Raw genomic sequence first — 22,149 nt, 5'->3', positions numbered from 1 at the left:
CTCTCACTCTTGACTCAAATGTGTGCGTCTCTCTTGCATGGTTTCTACACTATTAATCACCGTCTGCCGACAAATTTCCTGCATCACAGGAATCTCTTTCAAAGGTGTACCTTCATGAATGGTATAAGCAATGAGAAAACTATCGCACCACATTTTTTCATTTCGTTTTTCCTTGGCTTTCATCCATAAAGAAACCCATAAAAAATGAAATTCCCATTTGTCACGATGCAATTCCATTTCTTCAGAAAATACAGCCTCCATGGCCTCCTCCATACGACATACCCTAATCCCGTCGACAAAACTGCTGTTATGGTTGACTATTTTATCGATTAAAGGATTTTCCAAATACCAGGACTCAGTAAAGGATTTGGTTTTGAGCCAGGATTTTGTACGTCGCAAGGATGCGGAAATCACTTCTTGCGTAAATGGTGTAACTTGTATGCTTAGTTGTTCAAAAAGATAGTCTACATCCAGCTTTACAGGCCGCAAACGTACCCCCAGTAGTTCCTGGATTTCTAAAAACTGGACATTAGGAGTCTCACCTTTTTTTATTGTAACTTCCAAGAAATGTTCTACCATCATTGTAAAATAAGAAAGATCCACCTCACGCAAGGTCACATTTTCATCAAAAGCCTGAGTATAATAATTCTTGACATCTTTTACTGAAAGTGAAGGCGTTATCCATGCATCTTTAAGACCTAACTCATACTTTAATAACAAGCCACAAAGCCTATTTTTCCTATGTTTACGCACATGAAGAAAAACCCCTTGCGAACCCGTACCATCTACTTCTGTCGCTCGAATGACTACTTTAGCTACTTCAGGTTCTGGTGCAAACACAACCCCTCGTTTGCGTTGGATTTTTATCCATGAATCAAACAGTTCATGATATTGTTTTGGATACCAATACTTGATTGTCTGCAACCGTGAAAGGGAGATAGAAGAAAGCGTAACTACTCGTATAATTTGATCCAGCGTGTGAACAGCAATTTCACGAACCTCTGCCTTAGGATGCAATAAAATAAGTAAGCCAATATCTGCACCTTCTTCAATGTTGTATAAATCAGCCATAAGATCGACAAAGAAGTCAGCTGGCATTGCATAACTTTGAGCGAAAAAATTTTCGGCGATTTCAAAAACATTTAGATCAGATAATTCGTGTATTAAATCCCGAATTGCATCTAAATGTGATATAGGTTCGCCTTCAGGAATCAGCTCTTCCTCATCACTGGCAAGTTCGTAATAGGCATTTTTTAGATCTTCAGTCAATTCAACATGTGATTCATAAAAGGAATTTAACACCGGCAGCCAAAAACTCAGTGTATGTTTGCGCAAATTGATCATTTCGGCTAAATGATTCATCAATTGAACTAATGTTTTTGCAGTAACTTTATTATTAGACTCTGCCGCACCTTGCAATTGCGCGACACAAATATCTAAAGCAAAAACACAAGCTGAATAAACTGAAAGACCTTCATCCAGATTTTCTTCTAAGTTACTGATGATCTCGGTTAACTTAAAAGCAAGTTCAGGTTGTTGGAAAAATAAAGTATATAACTGAGGATCTGGCTCCGCATTTTGTTCAATTAGGGTAGCCATTTCAGTAAGTAAGCGATGCAGTTCTGGCGAATTACTGGTCATATTTTTTTAGGAACCTGTCTTGGCCTACCTTCTTCATCAATGGCAACAAATACAAAAACGCCCTCAGTAACTTGATACGCTTCATTTTGGGTGGCAGGATGTGCCCATACCTCAACAGTGAATGTCATGGACGTGTTACCTTGTTTTATCAAAGTGACATAACAACTAACAAGATCACCTACATGGACTGCCTTTAAAAAACTCATGGAGTGTATGGCCACTGTAGCTACTCGTCCCAATGCTAATTTTTTTGCCAATATACCTGCAGCCAAATCCATTTGCGACACTATCCATCCACCAAATATATCGCCATTGGCATTGGTATCTGCCGGCATTGCTAGAGTCTGGATAGTGAGTTCTCCTTTTGGAGTATTGATCATTATTATCCACCATACTGTTGTTATATAGCTGCAGCGCAGCGAAACCCCTCTTGGGAAGCTAGTTATTTTTTCCTATTGAAAACCTAAGTCCAAAAGGTTCAACAAAAGTTTTTCGCATTTTTTCAGCCTCCATACTGCGCTTATGCGCGGTATCTAGAGATTTTGCTTTAAAAGGAATACTCATGGACATCTCAAAGTTATCGTCTTGGATACCGCGCATAAAGCGCGGTACGTAGACTATAATCTTTTTAGGTTTGTTTCTGCTCGCAACAAACAATACCGTTTTTTAATTACGTTTTAACTTAGCCAATGCATCTGCCATTGCGGTATTAAATACGGTCTTTTTAACCGGCTCAACTTTTTTGGCTTCAGGTTTTTTCTTATACTCCGTTTTTTTAACCTGAGGTGGCTTTTTCATTTCAGATGTTTTTGCTGGTTTTTTTATTGGTTGATTCGCAGGCTCATCTTCTAGTTTCATGCTTAAACCAATGCGCTTTCTTTCCTTATCCACTTCAATAACCTTGACCGTCACGATATCACCGGCCTTTACTATCGTACGTGGATCAGAAATAAATTTGTTAGTCATTGCTGAAATATGTACCAATCCATCCTGATGCACTCCAATATCCACAAAAGCACCAAAATTAGTCACATTACTGACGACACCTTCAAGGATCATTCCTTCATGTAAATGTCCGATGTCCTCAACACCTTCCTTGAATTGTGCTGTTTTAAATTCCGGTCTGGGATCACGGCCCGGTTTTTCCAATTCACGCAGCACATCTCTTATAGTAGGCAAACCAAATTGATCATCTATAAAAGCCTCTGCATTCACACTATGCAATATTTCTTTATTGCCGATTAGTTTCTTAATATCAATTTTCTTATCCGCAATAATCTTTTCAACTAAAGGATAAGCTTCTGGATGAACACAAGAAGCATCAAGAGGATTGTCTCCATTCATGATACGTAAAAAACCTGCTGCCTGTTGAAATGCTTTTTCACCCATGCGATTTACGCTTTTTAATTCCATCCGGTTTTTAAATGCACCATGTTCATCGCGATAAAGCACAATATTTTTGGCCAGAGCTTCATTAAGACCAGAAATATGTGATAACAACGCCGCTGAAGCGGTATTTACATCAACACCTACAGCATTCACACAATCTTCTACAACACCATCAAGACAACGAGCTAAGCGAGCTTGATTCACATCATGCTGGTATTGTCCTACACCAATAGATTTGGCTTCGATTTTGACTAATTCGGCAAGCGGATCTTGGAGTCGACGTGCGATAGAAACAGCTCCTCTTAAAGTAACATCCAAATCAGGGAATTCCTGAGAGGCAATCTCTGAAGCGGAATAAACAGATGCACCTGCTTCACTCACAATGACCTTAGTCAGTTTTAAATCAGGATACATTTTTATTAAATCAGTAACCAAGCGTTCTGTTTCGCGAGAACCTGTTCCATTACCTATACTGAACAAATTAACTTGATATTTTGCTGCCAATTTAGCCAAATCAGTAATCGCTTGATGCCATTCGTTTTGTGGAGCGAAGGGAAAAATAACCGTGTAATCCAGTAACTTGCCCGTTGCATCAACCACCACCACTTTAACCCCAGTTCTAATTCCTGGATCAAGTCCAATGGTAATTTGTGGGCCTGCAGGTGCGGCAAGTAATAAATCGCGTAAATTTCTGGAAAATACTTTTATTGCTTCTTCGTCTGCAATTTCACGTAAACGAGTGAGCAACTCCAGCTCCAACTTTGTAAATAATTTTATTTTCCAAGTCAGACGTAGTGTTTCGAGTAACCAATTGTCCGCTTTTCTTTGTTTATCAATAATATTGAAATGAGCAGCTAATTTATTTTCACCATATGATAAATCATGCTCAGGTAAAGTAAGGCTCACTTGTAAAACACTTTCTCGACGTCCGCGGAACAAAGCCAAAGCACGATGTGAAGGAATTTTCTTAATTGCCTCAGAATAATCAAAGTAATCTGAAAACTTATTCACGGTTTCTTTTTTCTTGGAGCTGCCTGTTGACTTGACGATACCGTGCTGCCACAAATATTCCCGTAGTTCATTAATCAAATCAGCATCTTCAGCAAAATGCTCCATTAATATATGGCGCGCACCTTCTAAGGCTGCTTTTGCATCCTCAACCCCAGCATCAGGATTAATAAATTGAACTGCTTGTTCTTCAGGATCCAGCTCAGGGTTGTTCCAAAGTCTCTGGGCTAATGGGTCTAAACCTGCTTCTATCGCAAGTTGCGCCTTGGTACGACGCTTTGGTCTGAAGGGCAAATATAAATCTTCAAGACGCGTTTTAGTGTCTGCTGCTAAAATACTCTTCTCAAGCTCTGGAGTGAGTTTCTCTTGCTCTCGGATAGACTGCAAAACGACAACACGACGCTCATCCAATTCCCGCAAATAAAGTACGCGTTCATCAATAAAACGTAGTTTTATATCATCTAGTCCTTCAGTAGCTTCCTTGCGATAACGAGCAATGAAAGGAATTGTTGCCCCTTCATTGAGCAGACGAATGGCTGCTTCTACCTGCGCTGGTTTAACTTTAAGCTCTTGCGCAATAATTGCAGCTAATCTCGACATCTCTTGAGTCATTTACATCCCCGTAAAACATAAATATATAACAATGGATTATCTCACCCTAAACCTACAGGAATTGAACCCTGGGTGAAGGCACAGCCGTAACCCGGAAATAGAGCATATCATTGAACCTGAGTGATGCCTTCAGGTTACACGTTTTTATCCTAAAGTCGCGCCACTTCTGTACCATGCGAAGGGTGAGTCGTTAAAAAAACCGCCACATTATTACTCAACAGTCACTGATTTGGCAAGATTACGTGGCTGATCAACATCTGTACCTTTTACAACAGCAACATGATAAGCCAACAATTGTAAAGGAATCGTGTAAATGATTGGAGCAACCCACAAACCACAGTAAGGAACTTTAATCAAACGTGCTCCATTTGCGCGCCAACTTTGGGTATCATCGACAAAAACAAATAACTGCCCCCCTCGGGCACTTACCTCATGCAAATTAGATTTTAATTTATCCAATAATTCATCATTGGGTGCAACAGCAACAACAGGCATGTTTTCATCAACCAGGGCCAAAGGACCATGTTTCAATTCCCCAGAAGGATGTGCTTCAGCATGAATATAGGAAATTTCCTTTAATTTCAAAGCGCCTTCCAGAGCGACTGGGTATTGTACGCCTCGCCCTAAAAATAGAGCATGTGCTTTATTAACAAAAAGGGAAGCAAGGTCTTCGATTTCCTCGTTCATCTTTAAAGCACGTTCACAACATGCAGGCAGTTCTTGCAATTGCTTTAAAACTTCATTTGCCCGATTATCATGGCAAAGCGCGGCAGCTAACATTAAAAAAGCAGCCAGTTGAGTAGTAAATGCCTTAGTAGACGCCACGCCAATTTCCACTCCAGCGCGTGTTAAAAAAACACAGTCCGCCTCTCTGACCAAAGTACTTGTTGCTACATTACAAATAGCCAAACTGGCCAAATACCCCATATCTTTTGCTTTTTGCAAGGCAGCAAGAGTATCTGCTGTCTCACCTGATTGGGAAACAGTGATAAATAAAGTATCTTTGGGTACAACTACATCGCGATAACGATATTCACTCGCAATTTCAACCTGGGTTGGTAATCCAGCCAATGATTCTAACCAATATTTAGCAATCATTCCGGCGTGATAACTGGTACCGCAAGCAACAATGTGAATTTGCTTTACTAGAGGGAATATTTTGGAAGCACGCTCTCCAAAACTGGATTTAAGCACCTCAAGACTATTCACACGACCTTCTAAGGTATCAGCCAGCACTTTAGATTGTTCGAAAATTTCCTTGAGCATAAAATGTCGGTAAGGACCTTTACTCACAGTTTCAGCATCGCTCGTTAAAGGGTGGAGAGGCCGCTCAACAAATGATTTGGATGAATCATAAATTGTTATATTTTCTGAGGTAATAGAAGCACTGTCACCTTCTTCTAAATAAATCACTGATTGTGCAAAAGATTTTAATGCCAATCCATCAGAAGCGATAAAATTCTCACCTATACCTAAACCAAGAACTAAAGGACTCCCTTTACGAATAGCAACAAGCTCCATTGGCCTTTGTTGATGGATAACGCCTAAAGCGAAAGCACCTTCCATTTTTGCAGCTGCAGTTTGTACTGCTTCAAGTAAGTTTTCACTCTGGAGATGGTAGTGATGAATTAAATGGGCCGCTACTTCAGTATCTGTTTCAGAGGTAAACTGATACCCTTTCATTACTAACTCATTGCGCAAGGTTTCATGATTTTCAATAATTCCATTATGTACCAATGCAATTTGTCCATGGGATAGGTGAGGATGTGCATTTTGCTCTGAAGGCTTGCCATGTGTCGCCCATCTCGTATGGGCAATGCCTGTATTTCCAGCAATAGCTGTTTCTTGCATGGCATCAGCTAAATTTTGTACCTTACCCTGGATTCGCACGCGTTGTAAAAGTTCATCATTATCGATTACAGCAATACCAGCAGAATCATAACCTCTATATTCCAAACGACGTAATCCTTCCAGTAAAATTTTACTGATATCCCTTTCAGACACAGCTCCAATAATCCCACACATACCCTGCTCCTCATTTCAACAACCGCACATGAACGATATATCAATAAAAAAACGGCAATTATGCCATAAACATTTATAAATCACTAACATGTTCCGTGATGTGAGCTAAAGAAGACAATGTCGCAAATTGCTCCTCTTAAAATTAAATGCTAAGAGAAGGGCGCAGAGATCAATTGAGAAGTTCTGCAAAAAGAAAACCCGGGCTACAGCAGTGCTTTCACCCAGGCTATACTGGAAAAACTCTTAGCAACTCACAACTCTATTTACTCTATAGGATTTTGACACATTACATCATATCCATGGTATTTCATAGCTTTGCACACCTCAAAGGCAAGCAATCCATGGGCACGTGTACTCGGATGAATTTCATCCCAGAATAAATAACTTTCCGGAGTATCACATACTTGATAGTTCTTGTCTCCTGCAGCAAAGCTTGCGTCTCTATATTGAAGTACTTGTGCATAACGTAATACATAGTTGTTAGCAAAAGGCGAACTACGGAATGCGTCGTACATAGGAAGTTTCACATCAATACACGCTTCCGTAGTGTTAGTAAATCCATAAGTTTCCGGATTCCTTAAAGCACGTTCAAAATATTCGCTCATGTCGATATAGAGAAAATTCGCATCAGGGTAAATTTTTGCCCATTCCTGCATACGATTTCGAAGTCGATCGTTGTGCATATCAATCGCATTATTCAAAACTTCCCTATCCGTGGTTTGCACCGCGCGAGGTGTGTCTCCTATATGGGGCAGCCCCATGATTACAAAGCGACGGGCACCGGCTTTCATTAATTTCATCACAGCAGAACCTGCACCGGATAAAACATTATCAACATAGGTACTCATTACTTCCGTGTTGTAATTGTCTTCAAAGAACAAGACATTAATGTAATCATTACTACCTGAGAAAATAAAAAACACGGTTTCCTTACTTAAAGCGGGATGCTCTAATAAATAAGCTTGAACAGTTAAACCAAGACTCGGAGGAACCAACTTACCCACAATTAGATTTTTGATTGTTCCTAATGGATGACGAATCAAATTCCACACCGTGAGTTGATAATCATAAGTTGCTGTCCAGCTACCCCCAAATGCGCGGTTTAAATAAACCTCCTCATCCTCAGGGGCAATAGAAAGCATTTTTGCTAAATATTCATTCCATACCTGACCATTGGAGAAACGGGCATTCCAATAAGGTTTTCCAGGTAATACAGGAACTAATTTTATTTTACTAACCAAATTGGCAATATAGGGTGCCAATTGATTATCAAAAAAGTCAGTAACTATGGCGATACCTGAATCCAAAACCATTTGTGGCACATAATATTCTTCGGCAAACTCAACCATCTTATTGAGAACAAATACTTTAAAGGGGGCGACTAAAAAAGCGGGATCTTCTTCTTGACGTAAACTTTTCAGTAAGTGGGTTGTATTCCCTGTATCAGACAAACTGTCGCCAAAAACCACCATAGACTTTACAGGAGTAGCGGCGAAACTCATAGAGGGGACAAATAAACAAAGGATTAAGAACCAACGCAACTTCCGGATGTAATGGGCCATATTATCTCCTTATAAAATAAAGCCGCGAATGAAAGCACAGATAGCTTTGGTATATAACAGTATGATCGCTGGTTAGTTTTTGTCAACGCATTTAGTTAATTTTGCTTCATCTTTAAACTAGTGTCTCATCAAACAAGGCACGAAACTAGAATGCATTTAATTGAAGCCTATTGATTAAATTCTGTGTAAATGGTAATTTTTGCCGAATATTTTTGTTTCTCTTTCAGGTAGTACAATGGAAAAAATAGTGATTGCGGCATTTTATAAATTTGTTTCTTTAGAAAATTTTGAAACAATGCGTGAGCCTTTGCTTGCAAAAATGCATGAAATCAAAATTAAAGGGACCATCATATTAGCCTCTGAGGGAATCAATGGAAGTTTTGCCGGGACCCGTGAGCAAATGGATCTGTTTTATCAATTCATTCGTCAGGATGAACGTTTGGCAGATTTAAAGTTTAAAGAAACTTTTGATGATGAAAACCCATTTGAAAAATCTAAAGTCAAACTTCGCAAAGAAATTGTAACCATGGGCATAAAAAATGTTGACCCTTTAAAATCAGTAGGAACCTATTTAAGCCCTGAAGAATGGAATGAATTAATTCAAGATCCCGACGTGGTGTTAATCGATACCCGTAATGATTATGAATTTGAATTAGGTACATTCAAAAATGCGGTCAATCCCAGTACTGAAAACTTTAGAGATTTTCCGGAGTATGTGCGCGAGCATTTACTTGATAAAAAAGATAAAAAAATTGCAATGTTTTGTACGGGTGGGATACGCTGTGAGAAATCCACTGCTTATTTAAAAGAACTGGGTTTCGAAAATGTCTATCATTTGTATGATGGCATTCTCAATTATATTGAACAAATGCCCAAAGAAGAATCGCTCTGGGAAGGGCAATGTTTTGTTTTTGATAACCGAGTAGCAGTTGATGATCAATTAAATCGAGTCTATCCTCAATTACCACTGGATTACAAACATGATCGCAACAAAGAATAAATATGACAAATAAAAAACCATCCGATTCAACCATTGTGTTGAACCGCAAAGCAGGCTTTAATTATTTTATTGAGGATCAATACGAGGCGGGTTTAGTACTTGAAGGTTGGGAAGTCAAAAGTTTACGCGCAGGAAAAATAAATCTGTCCGATGCCCATGTCATTATTAAATACGGCGAGGCTTTTTTACTTGGCGCCCAGATTAATCCACTCATCACCGCTTCGACACATTCCATTCCTGATCCAATACGTACGCGCAAACTATTATTGAATAAAAAAGAATTAAACCATCTCATCGGTAGCGTCGAACGTCAAGGCTATACTATAGTTCCACTTTCTTTATATTGGAAAAAAAATAAAGTCAAAATAAAAATAGCGCTGGCCAAAGGTAAAAAAGAGCATGATAAGCGAGACTCCATTAAAGATCGTGAATGGCAAAGAGACCGTTCGCGCATAATGAAAAAAACAGGGAGAGATTAATGAATATCGATGAATCCGTACCCGATTTTGCTTTCACTGCAACGAACGGACTCAATGCGCGTTTGAGCGATTATCGAGGACAATATGTAGTTCTTTATTTTTATCCTAAAGATGCAACTCCAGGATGTACTACAGAAGGGCAAGACTTTCGGGATGCCTACCCTCAGTTCCAAGAATTAAACACTCAGATATTTGGAGTTTCCCGCGACAGCTTAAAATCGCATGAAAATTTTAAAGCCAAGCAAAACTTTCCTTTCGAACTCATTAGTGATCAGGACGAACAGTTATGTCAATTGTTTGAAGTGATTAAAATGAAATCCATGTATGGCAAACAAGTTCGTGGCATTGAACGCAGCACGTTTATCATTGATCCTCAAGGAAAATTAATCAAAGAGTGGCGCAAAGTCAGTGTTAAAGGACATGTAGACGAAGTACTCAGTGCATTAAAATAAAAATTGTATTCATTCACCGCCATTTTATTCTTGACTGAATCTCATCCCCTAAGCAGAATGAAAGGAGTAATCAAATAATTGTAGCCTAGGTGAAGTGAAGTATCCCTTCTACGTTCCGCGGCTTGTCCGCGGAATCCAGGAACAAGAGATATCACTGGATCCCGCGGACAAGCCGCGGGACGTAGGGTAAGGTCAAAAGTCATTAACTTAAATGACAGTATGGCCCCCCTTCACCCAGGCTGTGCGTTTTAATCACAAGGTGAATTTTATGGATAATAGCAATACCCGTGGAAAGCTGTTTGTACTTGATACCAATATTTTAATGCATGATCCTGCAGCCATTTATCATTTTGAAGAGCATGATATCTATTTGCCAATGGTTGTTCTGGAAGAATTAGACAGCCATAAAACGGGTACATCAGAAGTAGCTCGCAACGTACGTCAAACCAACCGCATGTTGGTGGAACTCATGAGTAATACGTCTCACGAACAAATCGTATCCGGATTAACGATACCCAACTACTTTAGCTCAGATAAAAAAAAGTGCAGCGGCAAACTGTTTTTTCAAACCGATGAATTCGATCTGGTTGTTCCTACCACTCTTCCGGGACATAAAGTAGATAATACGATTCTTGCCACTGCTTTGGGTTTACAAAAAAAATATGCGGGCAAAAAACAAGTCATTATTGTGTCAAAAGACATTAACTTGCGTATCAAGGCGGGAATACTAGGAATTCCTGCAGAAGATTATTACAGCGACCAGGTTTTGGATGATGTGAATCTGCTGCATCGTGGCCTGCATATTCTTGATAATAATTTCTGGGATGCCCATGCTAAAGATATGGGATCATGGCAAGAAAGTGGTAAAACTTTTTATAAGGTGGCAGGACCTTTAATCAATCAATGGAACCCCAATGATTGCATCAGTACTGAGGATGATCAATTTCAGGCGATTGTGAAAAAACTTGAGAGCGATCATGCGGTAATACAGTTAACTCGTGACTATACAAAACACTCAGTATGGGGAATTCATGCCAAAAACCGTGAACAGAACTTTTCTTTAAACTTACTCATGGATCCTGAAATTGATTTTGTAAGCTTACAAGGTCCGGCTGGAACAGGAAAAACACTGCTCACCATCGCTGCAGGCTTAACCCAGGTTCTGGATCAAAATCGTTACACTGAAATTCTCATGACACGTGTGACCATTCCTGTAGGTGAAGACATTGGCTTTTTGCCCGGAACTGAAGAAGAAAAAATGACACCCTGGATGGGTGCTTTAATGGATAACTTAGAAGTTCTGCACAGCTCACAAGTAGGCGGCAGCTTTGGACGCGGCGCAACTCAGGATTTATTACAAAATAAAATTAAAATTCGCTCTCTAAATTTCATGCGTGGGCGTACTTTTTTAAATCGCTACATAATTATAGATGAAGCGCAAAACCTAACTCCCAAACAAATAAAAACTTTAGTCACCCGAGCAGGTCCAGGCTCCAAAATTATTTGCCTCGGTGATATCAAACAAATCGATACTCCATACTTAAGTGAAACCACTTCAGGTTTAACTTTTGCAGTAGATCGCTTTAAACACTGGGAACATAGTGCACATATGAGTTTAACTCGTGGTGAACGCTCAAGACTTGCATTTTATGCTGCGGAACATTTATAGTTAGTGTCTGTTTACATTTAGCTCGCTTGAGTTAAAATGGCCTGATTTTCGAGTACCGAAGCGCAGCATACACGAAGTATGTGAGCAGCGGAGCACAGAAAATCAGGCCATTTTGACCAAGATAGTAGAAATGCGGTGGCTGTTTACATTTCGCTAGCTTGAGCCAAAATGGGCCTGATCTTCGAGCACCGAAGCGCAGCATACACGAAGTATGTGAGCAGCGGAGCACAGAAAATCAGGCCATTTTGACCAAGATAGTAGAAATGTAAACAGACACTATGCACTTTAAGGATTTACCATGACTGACTATGCCATCACTTTTGATGACGTTCTGCTTGTTCCTTCGTACAATCACCATGAATCAAGACGAGTAGTAGAAACCACCAGTACCGACAGACTGAGTAAATTAACCCTCGAGCTTCCTATAATCAGCTCAAATATGGATACTATTACTGAAAGTGATATGGCTAATTTCATGAGCTCTAAAGGGGCTATGGGCGCCTTGCACCGTTTTATGTCCATTGAAGAAAACATCGAAGAATTTAAAAAATGCCACAATATAGTTTTTGTTTCAGTTGGCTGTACTGCTGCTGAATTGGAACGAGCAGAAGCATTACGCGATGCAGGAGCTGACTATTTCTGTGTTGATGTAGCCCATGCCCATGCTAAATATGTAGGAAAAACCTTAAAAAGCTTACGTCATATTCTTGCTGATCGCTGCATTATGGCAGGAAATGTTGCCACTTACGCTGGTGCGGATTACCTTGCTTCCTGTGGTGCTGATATCATTAAAGCCGGTATTGGCGGGGGTTCTGTGTGCAGCACCCGCATTAAGACCGGTTTTGGCGTACCCATGCTCACCTGTATCCAGGATTGCTCGCGTGCTGACCGCTCTATTGTAGCTGATGGTGGAATAAGAACCTCCGGAGATATCGTCAAAGCGTTGGCCTTTGGTGCTGATTTTGTCATGATTGGCGGGATGTTGGCGGGTACCGCACCCACTCCTGGTGAAGTCATTCAAAAGAAAGATGGCAGCAAAGTGAAGCGTTACCGGGGAATGGCGTCCAAAGAAGCGCAAGAAAACTTCCTGGGACAAATGCATGAATGGAAAACTGCCGAGGGCGTAGCAACTGAAGTGCCCTTCAAAGAAAATCCCGATGCAATTATTGCGGATATAGTAGGTGGTTTAAGATCCGGCCTTACTTATGCTGGCGCTGATACAATCAGCGAACTGCAACGTAAATTAAATTATGTAGTGGTCACGCAAGCCGGACGCATCGAAAGTTTACCGCATAAGTTATTGAGTTAAAATAAATCATATATGGATTGTAGCCTGGGTGAAGCGAAGCGGAACCCGGGTTTAATCGATCAAGAACAAGGTCCCGGGCTCCGTTACTGTCCTCAATAAAATCTGAGGTTACACTTCGCTTCCCCCAGGGTACAACTATGTCATACCTTTAGTCAGGCTATCATCCAAAGCAGGTTCTGTAGAAGGAGTAGGCGTCTTAGGCTTCTCTGTAAGCAGGTCATCCCAACCTTTCATATCGCCAAATGCTTCATGCGCTTCAGCCAATAAATCCTCAGATTTAGTACCTTCTGGGGCATCAAGCTCTATTTGCTGATCGACATCCTCATTCAGTTCTTCTTCTGGAGCCTTTGTGCCAATTTTACTTACCTTCTCTGTAGCTGAATCTATGGCATCAACCAGTCCCTTACTAATTTTGTCAGGAATAGAACTCATAGTTTCTTTTATACTTGTGATCGCTTGGCCCACTGTAGTCTTACCGAAAGCTGTATTAAGTGCATCCAGCTTGTCACCTGCTTTATCTTTAAGTTGTTGTGTTATATCTGATACTTTATCACTTACTGCATCGGCCAACCGGCCAACAGCTTGCCCTACTTCTGTTTGTTTCGCTTTATCCCAACCAGCTTTGGCCATATCTTTTAAGGCACCATTGACACTCTTTTGAATATCTGCAACCATCTTTTCGTAACTCTCAAGCAACTCAAGATTTGGGTCTTTCTTTTTGTCACTGCCTTCTTTTTGAGGCGTAGTTTTTTTAGGTTCTTCTGGCTGAGCTTTCTTCTTGTTATCCTCTTCATCATCTTTGGTTGCTTTTGGCTTAGGTTCCTCAATGGAAGGAGCAATAACCTGGGGTACAGGATCAGGATCTTTTGGTTTTGGAGTTTCATTTTTTTCATTACTCATAAATCTTACCTCTATAATCTACCCCTATTACGTTAAAGATAGCATATTATGCTAAACATTGCCCTTAATATAGATAGCGTAGATCCAATATTTTCAGATACACTAAATCTTATCAAGATTTGTTTTTTTATGAGTTGTTTTGGACCATAATTTACAATAATTTTTCAAAATAGAGTTCTTTTCATACTCAGTATGGAAAGAGGTCTTTTATCAATACAACGTACATATGGAATGATTATGAATCCTAATGATTTTCGCTTCATGCGCCGTGGCAAACAACTGTTTGATTTAAAAAGGGAAGATTTTGCACTCCTTAAACCAATTCGGCAACTAGGAACAAAACAAGATCGCGCATTACTGCTGCTGCACGGATTTACTTCTTCACCGGCTGTTTATCGCTATCTCATTCCTCAATTAAATCATTATGATGCTTTAGTCTGCCCGGTATTACCAGGACATGGAGACAGTATCGCTGCTTTTGCACAAGCTACGGCCAATGATTCGCTTGAATGCGTTTCCCAAGAATGTGACGCATTATTTAAGGAATACCAAAAAGTAGATGTACTCGGATTATCCTTCGGCGGCATACTGGCATGTCAGTTAAGTGCGCGTTTTACATTCAATCATATGTTTCTTTTAGCCCCTGCGTTCAAATTGCAGATGAACACGCATCAGTATCTAAAACTTCTTACTGCACTGCAAAAGTTTGGATTTTGCGAACTACGCGGTAGAGCAGGCAACCTCATCACCAACACATATGCTGAAATATCCTATAGAAAGATTCCCATTCCCGCACTGATTGAACTGTTTACTCTAATTAATGAGTATCAATGGGTTACCCCAAACTGCCCGATTGATCTCTTTTTGGGAACCCATGATAGCGTTGTTGCCTCAAAAGAGGTAGAAAAAATGTTCTCTCATTTACCCAATACGACCATACATTGGTTAGTGAACTCAGCACATGTTTTACCCTTAGATAATGATCTGGATATGATTGCCCAGTGCATTAATCAACGGATACTGGAGGAAAAATCTTCCCCCCTGTTAGGAGAAGAGATGCTTGTTACTGGAATACAGTAGTAACAAGGTAATCGGCTTCACGTTATAGGATTAAATAAAGGATATGTAGTCCGGGTGAAGCGAAGCGAAACCCGGGGTCCCTTGACCTGAGGGAGCGTCAGTTTTTTGCTGAGAAACCTCCACTAATTTTTCGCCTACATACCGCGCTTTATTTTTCGCCTACATACTGCGCTTTATTTTTCGCCTACGTACCGCACTTTATTTTTCGCCTACATACCGCGCTTTATTTTTCGCCTACATACCGCGCTTTATTTTTCGCCTACGTACCGCACTTTATTTTTCGCCTACATACCGCGCTTTATTTTTCGCCTACGTACTGCGCCTTATTTTTCGCCTATGTACTGCGCTTTATTTTTCGCCTATGTACTGGACTATATTTTTCGCCTACGTGCTGGACTTTATTTTTCGCCTACGTACTGGACTTTATTTTTCGCCTACGTACTGGACTTTATTTTTCGCCTACGTACCGCGCTTTATGCGCGGTATCCAGGGGATCTTGCTCTAGAACTGCTCCGCGGCATCTTAAAATATCGTTCTGGATACCGCGCATAAAGCGCGGTACGTAGAGAAATTTAAGCAGGTACGTAGAGAAATTTAAATGAAAAACTGACGATCCCTCAGGTTCCTTGACCCGAACTTTCCCCGGGTTACGGCTTGCGCCTTCACCCAGGCTACAATCTGCTGCCAATATGTAACGCCTACACAAAAAAGATCAGTGGCACCGTAACCAAACTTACTTTTAAGGAAACTGCTTGTTATAGCGCGTAAAATCTTTCAAGTGGTATTGATTCCACTCGCGCATATCCAATACTGCACCATTATAAGCCATAAAATCTGCTCGTGTGGTTGGCAGATTAAAATAATAAATATCACTGGCATCGGTGGCCAAATTGCTCTGATATTTCACCGCCGAAATCTCTGCCACAGAATGATCATGGGTTCTCACAAAACTGCGTTGCGCACGTAAATAACGTCCTTTAAAGCGTGCATTCCCCCAAAGCTCCACATCAAGTCGATTCACCGCACCTGCTAATTGAATCGTTGTTTTCTGTTTCGCACGTACCGTTAAGTTATCCGTTTTAACCCAATAAAAACTGATCCAGGCATTTCCCTGCATGGTTAAATTAGATAAATTGGCAATTCCCGAAAGTTGTACCTTTGGACTTTCCTGCAAATGGATCTGTAAGCTTGGGCTTGTTATTCCACTAATTTGCACAAGACCTTTACCTTTTATATCCAGAACACGCAAGCCAATAGATCCACCCAATCTTACATTTCCAGTATTTACCAGGTAAACATCCAACATGCTGGTATGCAGCCTATCTCCTGTGATTAAAGGCGTACCATTAGCCATCAGGCGGTTAAGAAACTGGCCTCTAACCTCGGCATAAACTGGACCAAATTTGGGATAACCAGTGCCTAGAACCAAATACAGAGTGTTTTGTGTTACTTCGGCTTTTATTGCCGCCAAATCCCGCGCATCACCCGATAAAATTACTTGGGGCTTTTTATACCCTGTATGCAAACTGACATTGATTTGTCCTTGCAGATTAACCTGATTGAACGCAGAGACTTGTCTGACCTGTTTTGTTTTAAGTGCTTGCGGCGGAGGTAGCGGTTGATTTTTTGGCGCATGATGGGCGCAAGAAGCTAATAAAAAGACAATTAGAATCAATAAATAACACCGCTTTAGCATAGACTTTATTCCCGTATCAATAATTCCTCTACATTAGAGGAAGTTTTTGCAATGTGCAAGGTCGAGTACCCTGCATGATTCTTTCGAACGCATTCCTCTGGATACTGCGTATAAAGCTTCCAATTAGCCTTAAGTTTTCTTGACTAATTTCCCCCCCACATGCTACCGCTCAAAGGCTGCACCTTGTCTTACCTAAGCTACTAAAACCAACTTTCTTTATTAAAATTAGAGAGCATGACCTTGGCAGGGCACGTATCCTTCACTTGAGAATTAGGCGCATTATCGATTAAAGCCTCTAATGGTTCATCAAAAGGAATTAATGCGGGCAATTGAATATAAATATCAACCAATATGCCATTCCTACAACCTAAATAAACTTTCCCGGAATTATTTTTACCAAATGCTTGGACGACCATCTCCCGCAAAACAGTTAAGGGGACCTTTTGTCCCTGATGTTCCGTTAAATAATTTCCCAAAACAGAATGATCGACTGATTCAGTCAAACGCATGGCCAGTGAAAAATATTCATCTGCAGACAAAATTTGACAACTACCGTGTTTATTCCATTCATGGCGTTCCAAACAACTTCCATAATGATAACTGGGCATAATTTTTTCCAAATGCTCAGCTACCGGGGACGATAAATTTAATGGGGGATATGCGCAGTGATTGAATTTCTGCTCTACACCGCAATATCCATAACTTTGTCCGCAGGCATTTTGATTGGGCCATAAACCATGTAAGGTCAGATGTTTTGCCTGATAGGAATTTTTAGGTAAATGCATGCATTCTGGTTTACCTGCTTCATATCCATATGTTTGACAAAACCCCGGCTGCGAACTAAGCGCTAAGACATAAGAATCGGACATGCCTGGATGCGTATCACATGCATCTTTTAGAGCAACAGAAGCAATAACGTTGACAGAAAAAACAAGCAACAACAGGATAGTGAGCTTTTTCATTAAGACACTCTAGTCTGGCTTCTTTTAAACATTATACCTTAGAAGAGTATGAACGCCAGTTTTTTATTTTTATATAACCGCATTGAATTTTAATGAAAAATTTTTAAATAAGGTGTCTCGTTTAAATGCTGAGGCGCCCTGGGTTACGGTTAAATCGTCACCCAGGCTATTCCATTGCAAGCTTGGGATCCCCTGGACGTTCATTATCATCCAATTTATTATCCAATAGAGGACTCGTTTCCTCCCCCAAGGTGAACAGTCGGCCGCGTTCAATTTTCGGTTGCTTTCCAAGCTCATTGCAAAACTTCTTATAGGAGTCCTCATCAAATTCCAATGCCTTTTTTTCCTCGGGTTTAAATAACGCGTCCACGAGCATCTGCGTTGCAATTGCCAACGCTATTGCTGCAATAAGTACAGGTATAATCCCCAGTCCTCCGAGAGGCACAGCTACTAAACTTACGAGAACAACAACAGGAACTAAAGCTTCAATCATAATACGACGTGCCAAATTTACTGATTGATAAGTCATCATCTGTTTCTGATATTCTGTTTCTGCCTGATGTTGCTTAATTTCAAGATAAAGAAGTTTTTTCTCATTGTCATTTAAATTTGGATTCTTTCTTAACAAGCGCAGTAACTCTTTTACTTTGTCATCATGATCTTGCTTTTCCTCTTGCAGTGTTTTATAGGTTTTGTAGAGTTCAATGCCTCCTTTGATTGCATTATTAATAATAGTAAATGCAAGGCAAGCTGCCGCGCCGGCAATAAGCATGATACCTAATACTGGAGCTGAGATAGGCATAAATGGCGCAGTTAAGACAATAAAAGCCAACATTAGACCAACGGCATAGGCAATATTATTGATTAAGGATACTTTTTGCAGTTGCCAATCTCTGTAGCACTTTAACTTTTCTCGTTCTAAAGTGCGAATTTGCACCTCGACTTGGCGTTTTTCTTTTAACTCAAAATCCTGAAGTTTTTCTTTGGCTTCTTTGTCTTTGAGCACTTGAAGCTGTTTTCCTAACCTTTCTAAATCTTCATCATATTGCAGCATGGCCTTATTATATTTTGTCCTTTGCTCTTCAAAATCCCACGCAGCCACAGCGATATCAAAAACTAAAAGAACAAGAGTGAGGACATCTCCGGCTGTACCCAATCCGCCTGTTCCGTTAAGCTTAAAGTAGCAGAGTAAATTAGCCGTTCCCCAAAAGAAATCATTCATCAACGCAAATTTTCTTTGTGACCATTGGGTGAGAAAACGATCTTGCCACGGTGTTTCTGCTTCCTCCGCACTCATCCATGAACCTTTAATGGTATGTTTGAATAATAAACCCAACTCCATAAAAAAACGGGTATAATATAAAATCCAACTCAAATTTCCCGAGAAAAAATCCGGAGTTTTCATGGCTTCAGGGCCTTGTGCCGCATACATATAATCAGGCAGTAAGCCAACTACTGTTTTTAAAAAAGTTGAACCCCAAACCCAATAAAGTCGCGCTTCATTCATTTTTCCCATGAACTCTTTAGCGCCTTTGGTTAAACCACCAGGCATATCAACCATATCTTTAGCCAATAGTTGCCCAAGAGGAATACCTAAATATTTTACTGGCTGCTCTTCAAGGGGCTCTGCCTGAAATCTTTTGATTCGTCGTCGATATTCAGGATCCAGCATCATAAGAAGTTTTGAGCATCGTTTAATATGTTGATTATAGGTATTTACATTTTCAGTTTTCTGATATTCTATTTCATGTTGTTTTTGAGCCAGCAATAGTAAAAGAGTAGTTTTCAGATTAAATGCCAGTTTTTCTTTTTGAAGATCGTTCATATAGTGAAACATCACTGAATCAGTCTTATCCAATATTCCTAAATAAAAATTCAGTGAAGGAAGAAAATCATTACTACGCTGCTCAGTATAGGCACGGTCAGTTAACTTACGTATGTAATCCAGATTTTTATCTTTCGCTCGTTTGTAGGTTTCAGAGCATGAGTTCTTGAGGCTAATATAAGCATTTATCTGTTTTATATATTCAGAATATGCAGCCTCATATTGAGCGTACTCTTCAAGATATTTAAGGTATTCCGGATCCGTTCTCTGTTTCTTTGATTTTGGCGGCCCCAATTCATCAGATTCAAGCTCCACAGGCTCCGGGGGTTTTGCTGGTTTCTTAGGTTCCTTGGGAAATTTCAACTCCCGAATACGGTTACTCTTTTTATCTCCATAATAAAGCGTATCCTCATACAAAAAGACGACATCATTATTTTCTCTATCTTCTGTAAATTGAGGAAGATCAGCAAATGTTTTTGGCAAAAAATCAAGCTGAATAAGGCCACATTCAGCGCGGTTGTAATTGAGCAAGTCCTCAAAACTCAAATCAGCAAGTTGCTTGTTATCTTTGAATGCATCTCTAAGAAAGGATTGCAGAACTGCGCTACTCGTTGCCATAATGCCACCTCTGTGTCATGAATTGCGGCGACTAATTCATTTAATCACAGTAAAAAAATTAGTATGTTCTTTTTTATAACATAGCACTAATTTTAAAAACAAGCTGAGCATTCATTGATTTACACTATTGAAACTAAAATTTGCATAAAATAGTAAAATTCTTGCACAACCGATGAATTTTACTTTAGTGCAACCATAAGCGGTTTAAGGAGCAGGACTTGGCACTCAAATCGGATTTCCCCAAGATGCTTAACTTGTTACCAAAAGATAGACGCCTCGCCCAGTCTAGAAACACCCCGGTTAGGAGAGTTCGCGCGCGTAGATGTCATCAAAACGTTTAATATCATCCTCGCCTAAATACGCACCACTTTGCACCTCAATAACATACAGTGGTTCATCACCCGGATTACTCAAACGATGAAGTGTATTTTGCGCGATATAAGTAGATTGATTGACTGATAAATAAATCGTTTGGGTGTCATTGATTACTTCTGCCTTTCCAGAAACAACAACCCAATGTTCGGCCCGATGCTGATGCATTTGTAAGGATAAACGAGCACCAGGTTTTACCATGAGTCGTTTTACTTTAAATGAAGCACCCTCAGCCAAAACTTCATAATATCCCCAAGGACGAGATACGCGTTGGTGATCTTGAGTTAATTGATGGTGATCTTTACTTAAAGAACTCACTAAATCTTTAACGTGTTGTGAATATTGCTTGTCAGCTACCAAAACAGCATCTTGGGTAGCAACAATGATTTGATCTTGTATACCTATTGCCGTCACTAAAATGTCTGTGCTGTGAATCAGGCAATTAGAACTCTGCTGTGCAATAACTTTTCCAGTAACTGTGTTTCCGTCTTGATCGGGCGTATTCGCATCCGCGACTGCAGACCAACACCCTAAATCGCTCCACTGCATGGAAACAGGTATCACTGCAGCTTTATTCGTTTTTTCCATTATTGCATAATCAATGGACTCGGTCTCACAACGAGAAAAACATTCTAAATCAAGACGTAAAAAATCATGGTGATGTTGTGCTTTCAAAACGGCTTGCTGACTAAAATAATGAATGTCTGGTTGATATTCGAGCAATTCCTGAAGGTATACGTCGGCGCGACAAACAAACATACCGCTATTCCAAAAATAATTTCCACTGGCAATAAATTCTTTTGCTTGCTCAAGCGCCGGTTTTTCTCTGAAACTTAAAACCTGTTGTACTTTATCAGCTAACGACAACCCTGCTTCTATATAACCATATCCTGTTTTAGGACTATCCGGCTGGATACCAAAAGTAATTAAGGCATGATGGTCTGCTGCAAACCGTGCTCCTGTCAACATTGCTTCTTGCCATGCCCCATCATCAGCTATCCAATGATCTGATGGGAGAACCAACATCACCGCATCAGGACCGGCAATTTGGGATAAATAATGAGCTGCACAGGCAATTGCTGGCGCTGTATTGCGGGCACAAGGCTCCAGCAAATAAGTCATTGAATGACTTATTTGATTTAATTGATCCTGACAAAGAAAATAATGCGCATCGTTACTCACAATAAGTGCATGAGTATTTACCAGATTCTGTACTCTTTTCACAGTCTGCTGCAAAAGGGATAGCTCACCATTTAAGGCCAAAAATTGTTTCGGATAATTTTTACGGGATAAAGGCCATAAACGAGTTCCTGAACCGCCTGCAAGGATAACGGGATAAAGAGTAGTCGTCATAAAGTTCCATGTTATGGCATAATGGGCGCATTCTAACAGCATTTTAAACCTAAAAAAAGGTAACTTCTTAAGAAGCCTGCGCAAATTATAATCGCCCACGTCCTGCGGCTTGTCCGCAGGCTCCAGAGCTCTAGACCAGGGCAAGATTCCTGGATTCTGGACAAGCCGCTGAACGTAGGCAGCGGTTTCTTGCACGG

16 protein-coding genes are annotated in these 22,149 nt (G+C 40.3%); 6 read left to right on the top strand and 10 right to left on the bottom strand.

Going from position 1 to position 22,149, the window contains the following annotated elements; genetic code table 11:
• Nucleotides 1-3 precede the first annotated feature (3 nt).
• From LXO92_RS03165 to plaC, 5 genes are all read right to left on the bottom strand, one after another.
• A complete protein-coding gene (locus tag LXO92_RS03165) occupies nucleotides 4-1,641 on the bottom strand; it encodes a hypothetical protein (protein ID WP_232890378.1) in 1,638 nt (545 codons plus the stop codon).
• Nucleotides 1,638-2,021, bottom strand: coding sequence for an acyl-CoA thioesterase (locus LXO92_RS03160; protein ID WP_182351301.1), 384 nt, complete (start codon nucleotides 2,019-2,021; stop codon nucleotides 1,638-1,640). Before LXO92_RS03160 ends, LXO92_RS03165 begins: the two co-directional genes overlap by 4 nt.
• Nucleotides 2,022-2,307: 286 nt before the next feature.
• Nucleotides 2,308-4,650, bottom strand: coding sequence for a Tex family protein (locus tag LXO92_RS03155; RefSeq protein WP_182351300.1), 2,343 nt, complete (start codon nucleotides 4,648-4,650; stop codon nucleotides 2,308-2,310).
• Between the two features lie 210 nt (nucleotides 4,651-4,860).
• Nucleotides 4,861-6,675 carry a glutamine--fructose-6-phosphate transaminase (isomerizing) gene (gene glmS, locus LXO92_RS03150; RefSeq protein WP_182351299.1) on the bottom strand — a complete coding sequence of 605 codons (1,815 nt, stop codon included), beginning with the start codon at nucleotides 6,673-6,675 and terminating at the stop codon, nucleotides 4,861-4,863.
• Nucleotides 6,676-6,938: 263 nt separating this feature from the next.
• The gene (gene plaC, locus LXO92_RS03145; protein ID WP_182351298.1) at nucleotides 6,939-8,237 is read right to left on the bottom strand and encodes a lysophospholipase/glycerophospholipid:cholesterol acyltransferase PlaC; all 1,299 of its coding nucleotides are present in this window, start codon (nucleotides 8,235-8,237) and stop codon (nucleotides 6,939-6,941) included.
• A gap of 235 nt (nucleotides 8,238-8,472) precedes the next feature.
• On the opposite strand from plaC, the gene trhO reads away from it, so the two are divergent.
• The 5 genes from trhO (at nucleotide 8,473) to LXO92_RS03120 (ending at nucleotide 13,146) form a co-directional block, all read left to right on the top strand.
• The gene (gene trhO / locus LXO92_RS03140; RefSeq protein WP_182351297.1) at nucleotides 8,473-9,237 is read left to right on the top strand and encodes an oxygen-dependent tRNA uridine(34) hydroxylase TrhO; all 765 of its coding nucleotides are present in this window, start codon (nucleotides 8,473-8,475) and stop codon (nucleotides 9,235-9,237) included.
• A gap of 2 nt (nucleotides 9,238-9,239) precedes the next feature.
• Nucleotides 9,240-9,716 carry an SsrA-binding protein SmpB gene (gene smpB / locus LXO92_RS03135; protein ID WP_182351296.1) on the top strand — a complete coding sequence of 159 codons (477 nt, stop codon included), beginning with the start codon at nucleotides 9,240-9,242 and terminating at the stop codon, nucleotides 9,714-9,716.
• Nucleotides 9,716-10,168: a peroxiredoxin gene (locus LXO92_RS03130; RefSeq protein WP_182351295.1), complete on the top strand. Its 453-nt coding sequence runs from the start codon at nucleotides 9,716-9,718 to the stop codon at nucleotides 10,166-10,168. The genes smpB and LXO92_RS03130 overlap by 1 nt, the downstream gene beginning before the upstream one ends.
• 268 nt (nucleotides 10,169-10,436) lie before the next feature.
• Nucleotides 10,437-11,837: a PhoH family protein gene (locus LXO92_RS03125; RefSeq protein WP_182351294.1), complete on the top strand. Its 1,401-nt coding sequence runs from the start codon at nucleotides 10,437-10,439 to the stop codon at nucleotides 11,835-11,837.
• 298 nt (nucleotides 11,838-12,135) lie between these two features.
• Nucleotides 12,136-13,146 (top strand): guanosine monophosphate reductase, encoded by a 1,011-nt coding sequence (locus LXO92_RS03120; RefSeq protein ID WP_232890377.1) that lies wholly within the window; start codon nucleotides 12,136-12,138, stop codon nucleotides 13,144-13,146.
• A 135-nt stretch (nucleotides 13,147-13,281) separates the two neighbouring features.
• Here the strand turns inward: LXO92_RS03120 and LXO92_RS03115 are convergent, their stop codons facing one another.
• Nucleotides 13,282-14,046, bottom strand: coding sequence for a hypothetical protein (locus LXO92_RS03115; protein ID WP_232890376.1), 765 nt, complete (start codon nucleotides 14,044-14,046; stop codon nucleotides 13,282-13,284).
• Nucleotides 14,047-14,283: 237 nt separating this feature from the next.
• Between LXO92_RS03115 and LXO92_RS03110 the strand changes: the two genes are divergently transcribed.
• Nucleotides 14,284-15,126, top strand: a complete 843-nt coding sequence (locus LXO92_RS03110) for an alpha/beta hydrolase (RefSeq protein WP_232890375.1) — start codon at nucleotides 14,284-14,286, stop codon at nucleotides 15,124-15,126.
• A 739-nt stretch (nucleotides 15,127-15,865) separates the two neighbouring features.
• Here LXO92_RS03110 and LXO92_RS03105 read toward each other — a convergent pair.
• The 4 genes from LXO92_RS03105 to LXO92_RS03090 form a co-directional block, all read right to left on the bottom strand.
• Nucleotides 15,866-16,822: a GIN domain-containing protein gene (locus LXO92_RS03105; RefSeq protein WP_232890374.1), complete on the bottom strand. Its 957-nt coding sequence runs from the start codon at nucleotides 16,820-16,822 to the stop codon at nucleotides 15,866-15,868.
• Between the two features lie 200 nt (nucleotides 16,823-17,022).
• Complete coding sequence (locus LXO92_RS03100; protein ID WP_232890373.1) at nucleotides 17,023-17,784, bottom strand: ribonuclease T2 family protein; 762 nt, start codon at nucleotides 17,782-17,784, stop codon at nucleotides 17,023-17,025.
• 166 nt (nucleotides 17,785-17,950) lie between these two features.
• Nucleotides 17,951-20,227 carry an AAA family ATPase gene (locus tag LXO92_RS03095; RefSeq protein WP_182351288.1) on the bottom strand — a complete coding sequence of 759 codons (2,277 nt, stop codon included), beginning with the start codon at nucleotides 20,225-20,227 and terminating at the stop codon, nucleotides 17,951-17,953.
• A 300-nt stretch (nucleotides 20,228-20,527) separates the two neighbouring features.
• On the bottom strand, nucleotides 20,528-21,952 hold the full coding sequence (locus LXO92_RS03090) for a mannose-1-phosphate guanylyltransferase/mannose-6-phosphate isomerase (RefSeq protein ID WP_232890372.1): 1,425 nt from the start codon (nucleotides 21,950-21,952) through the stop codon (nucleotides 20,528-20,530).
• Nucleotides 21,953-22,149: the final 197 nt, after the last annotated feature.

The sequence above is a fragment of the Legionella resiliens genome (genome assembly GCF_021344005.1).
GTDB lineage: Bacteria > Pseudomonadota > Gammaproteobacteria > Legionellales > Legionellaceae > Legionella > Legionella resiliens.
Note: the sequence above shows the minus strand (reverse complement) of the source record. Positions and strands in the feature narration are given on the sequence as shown.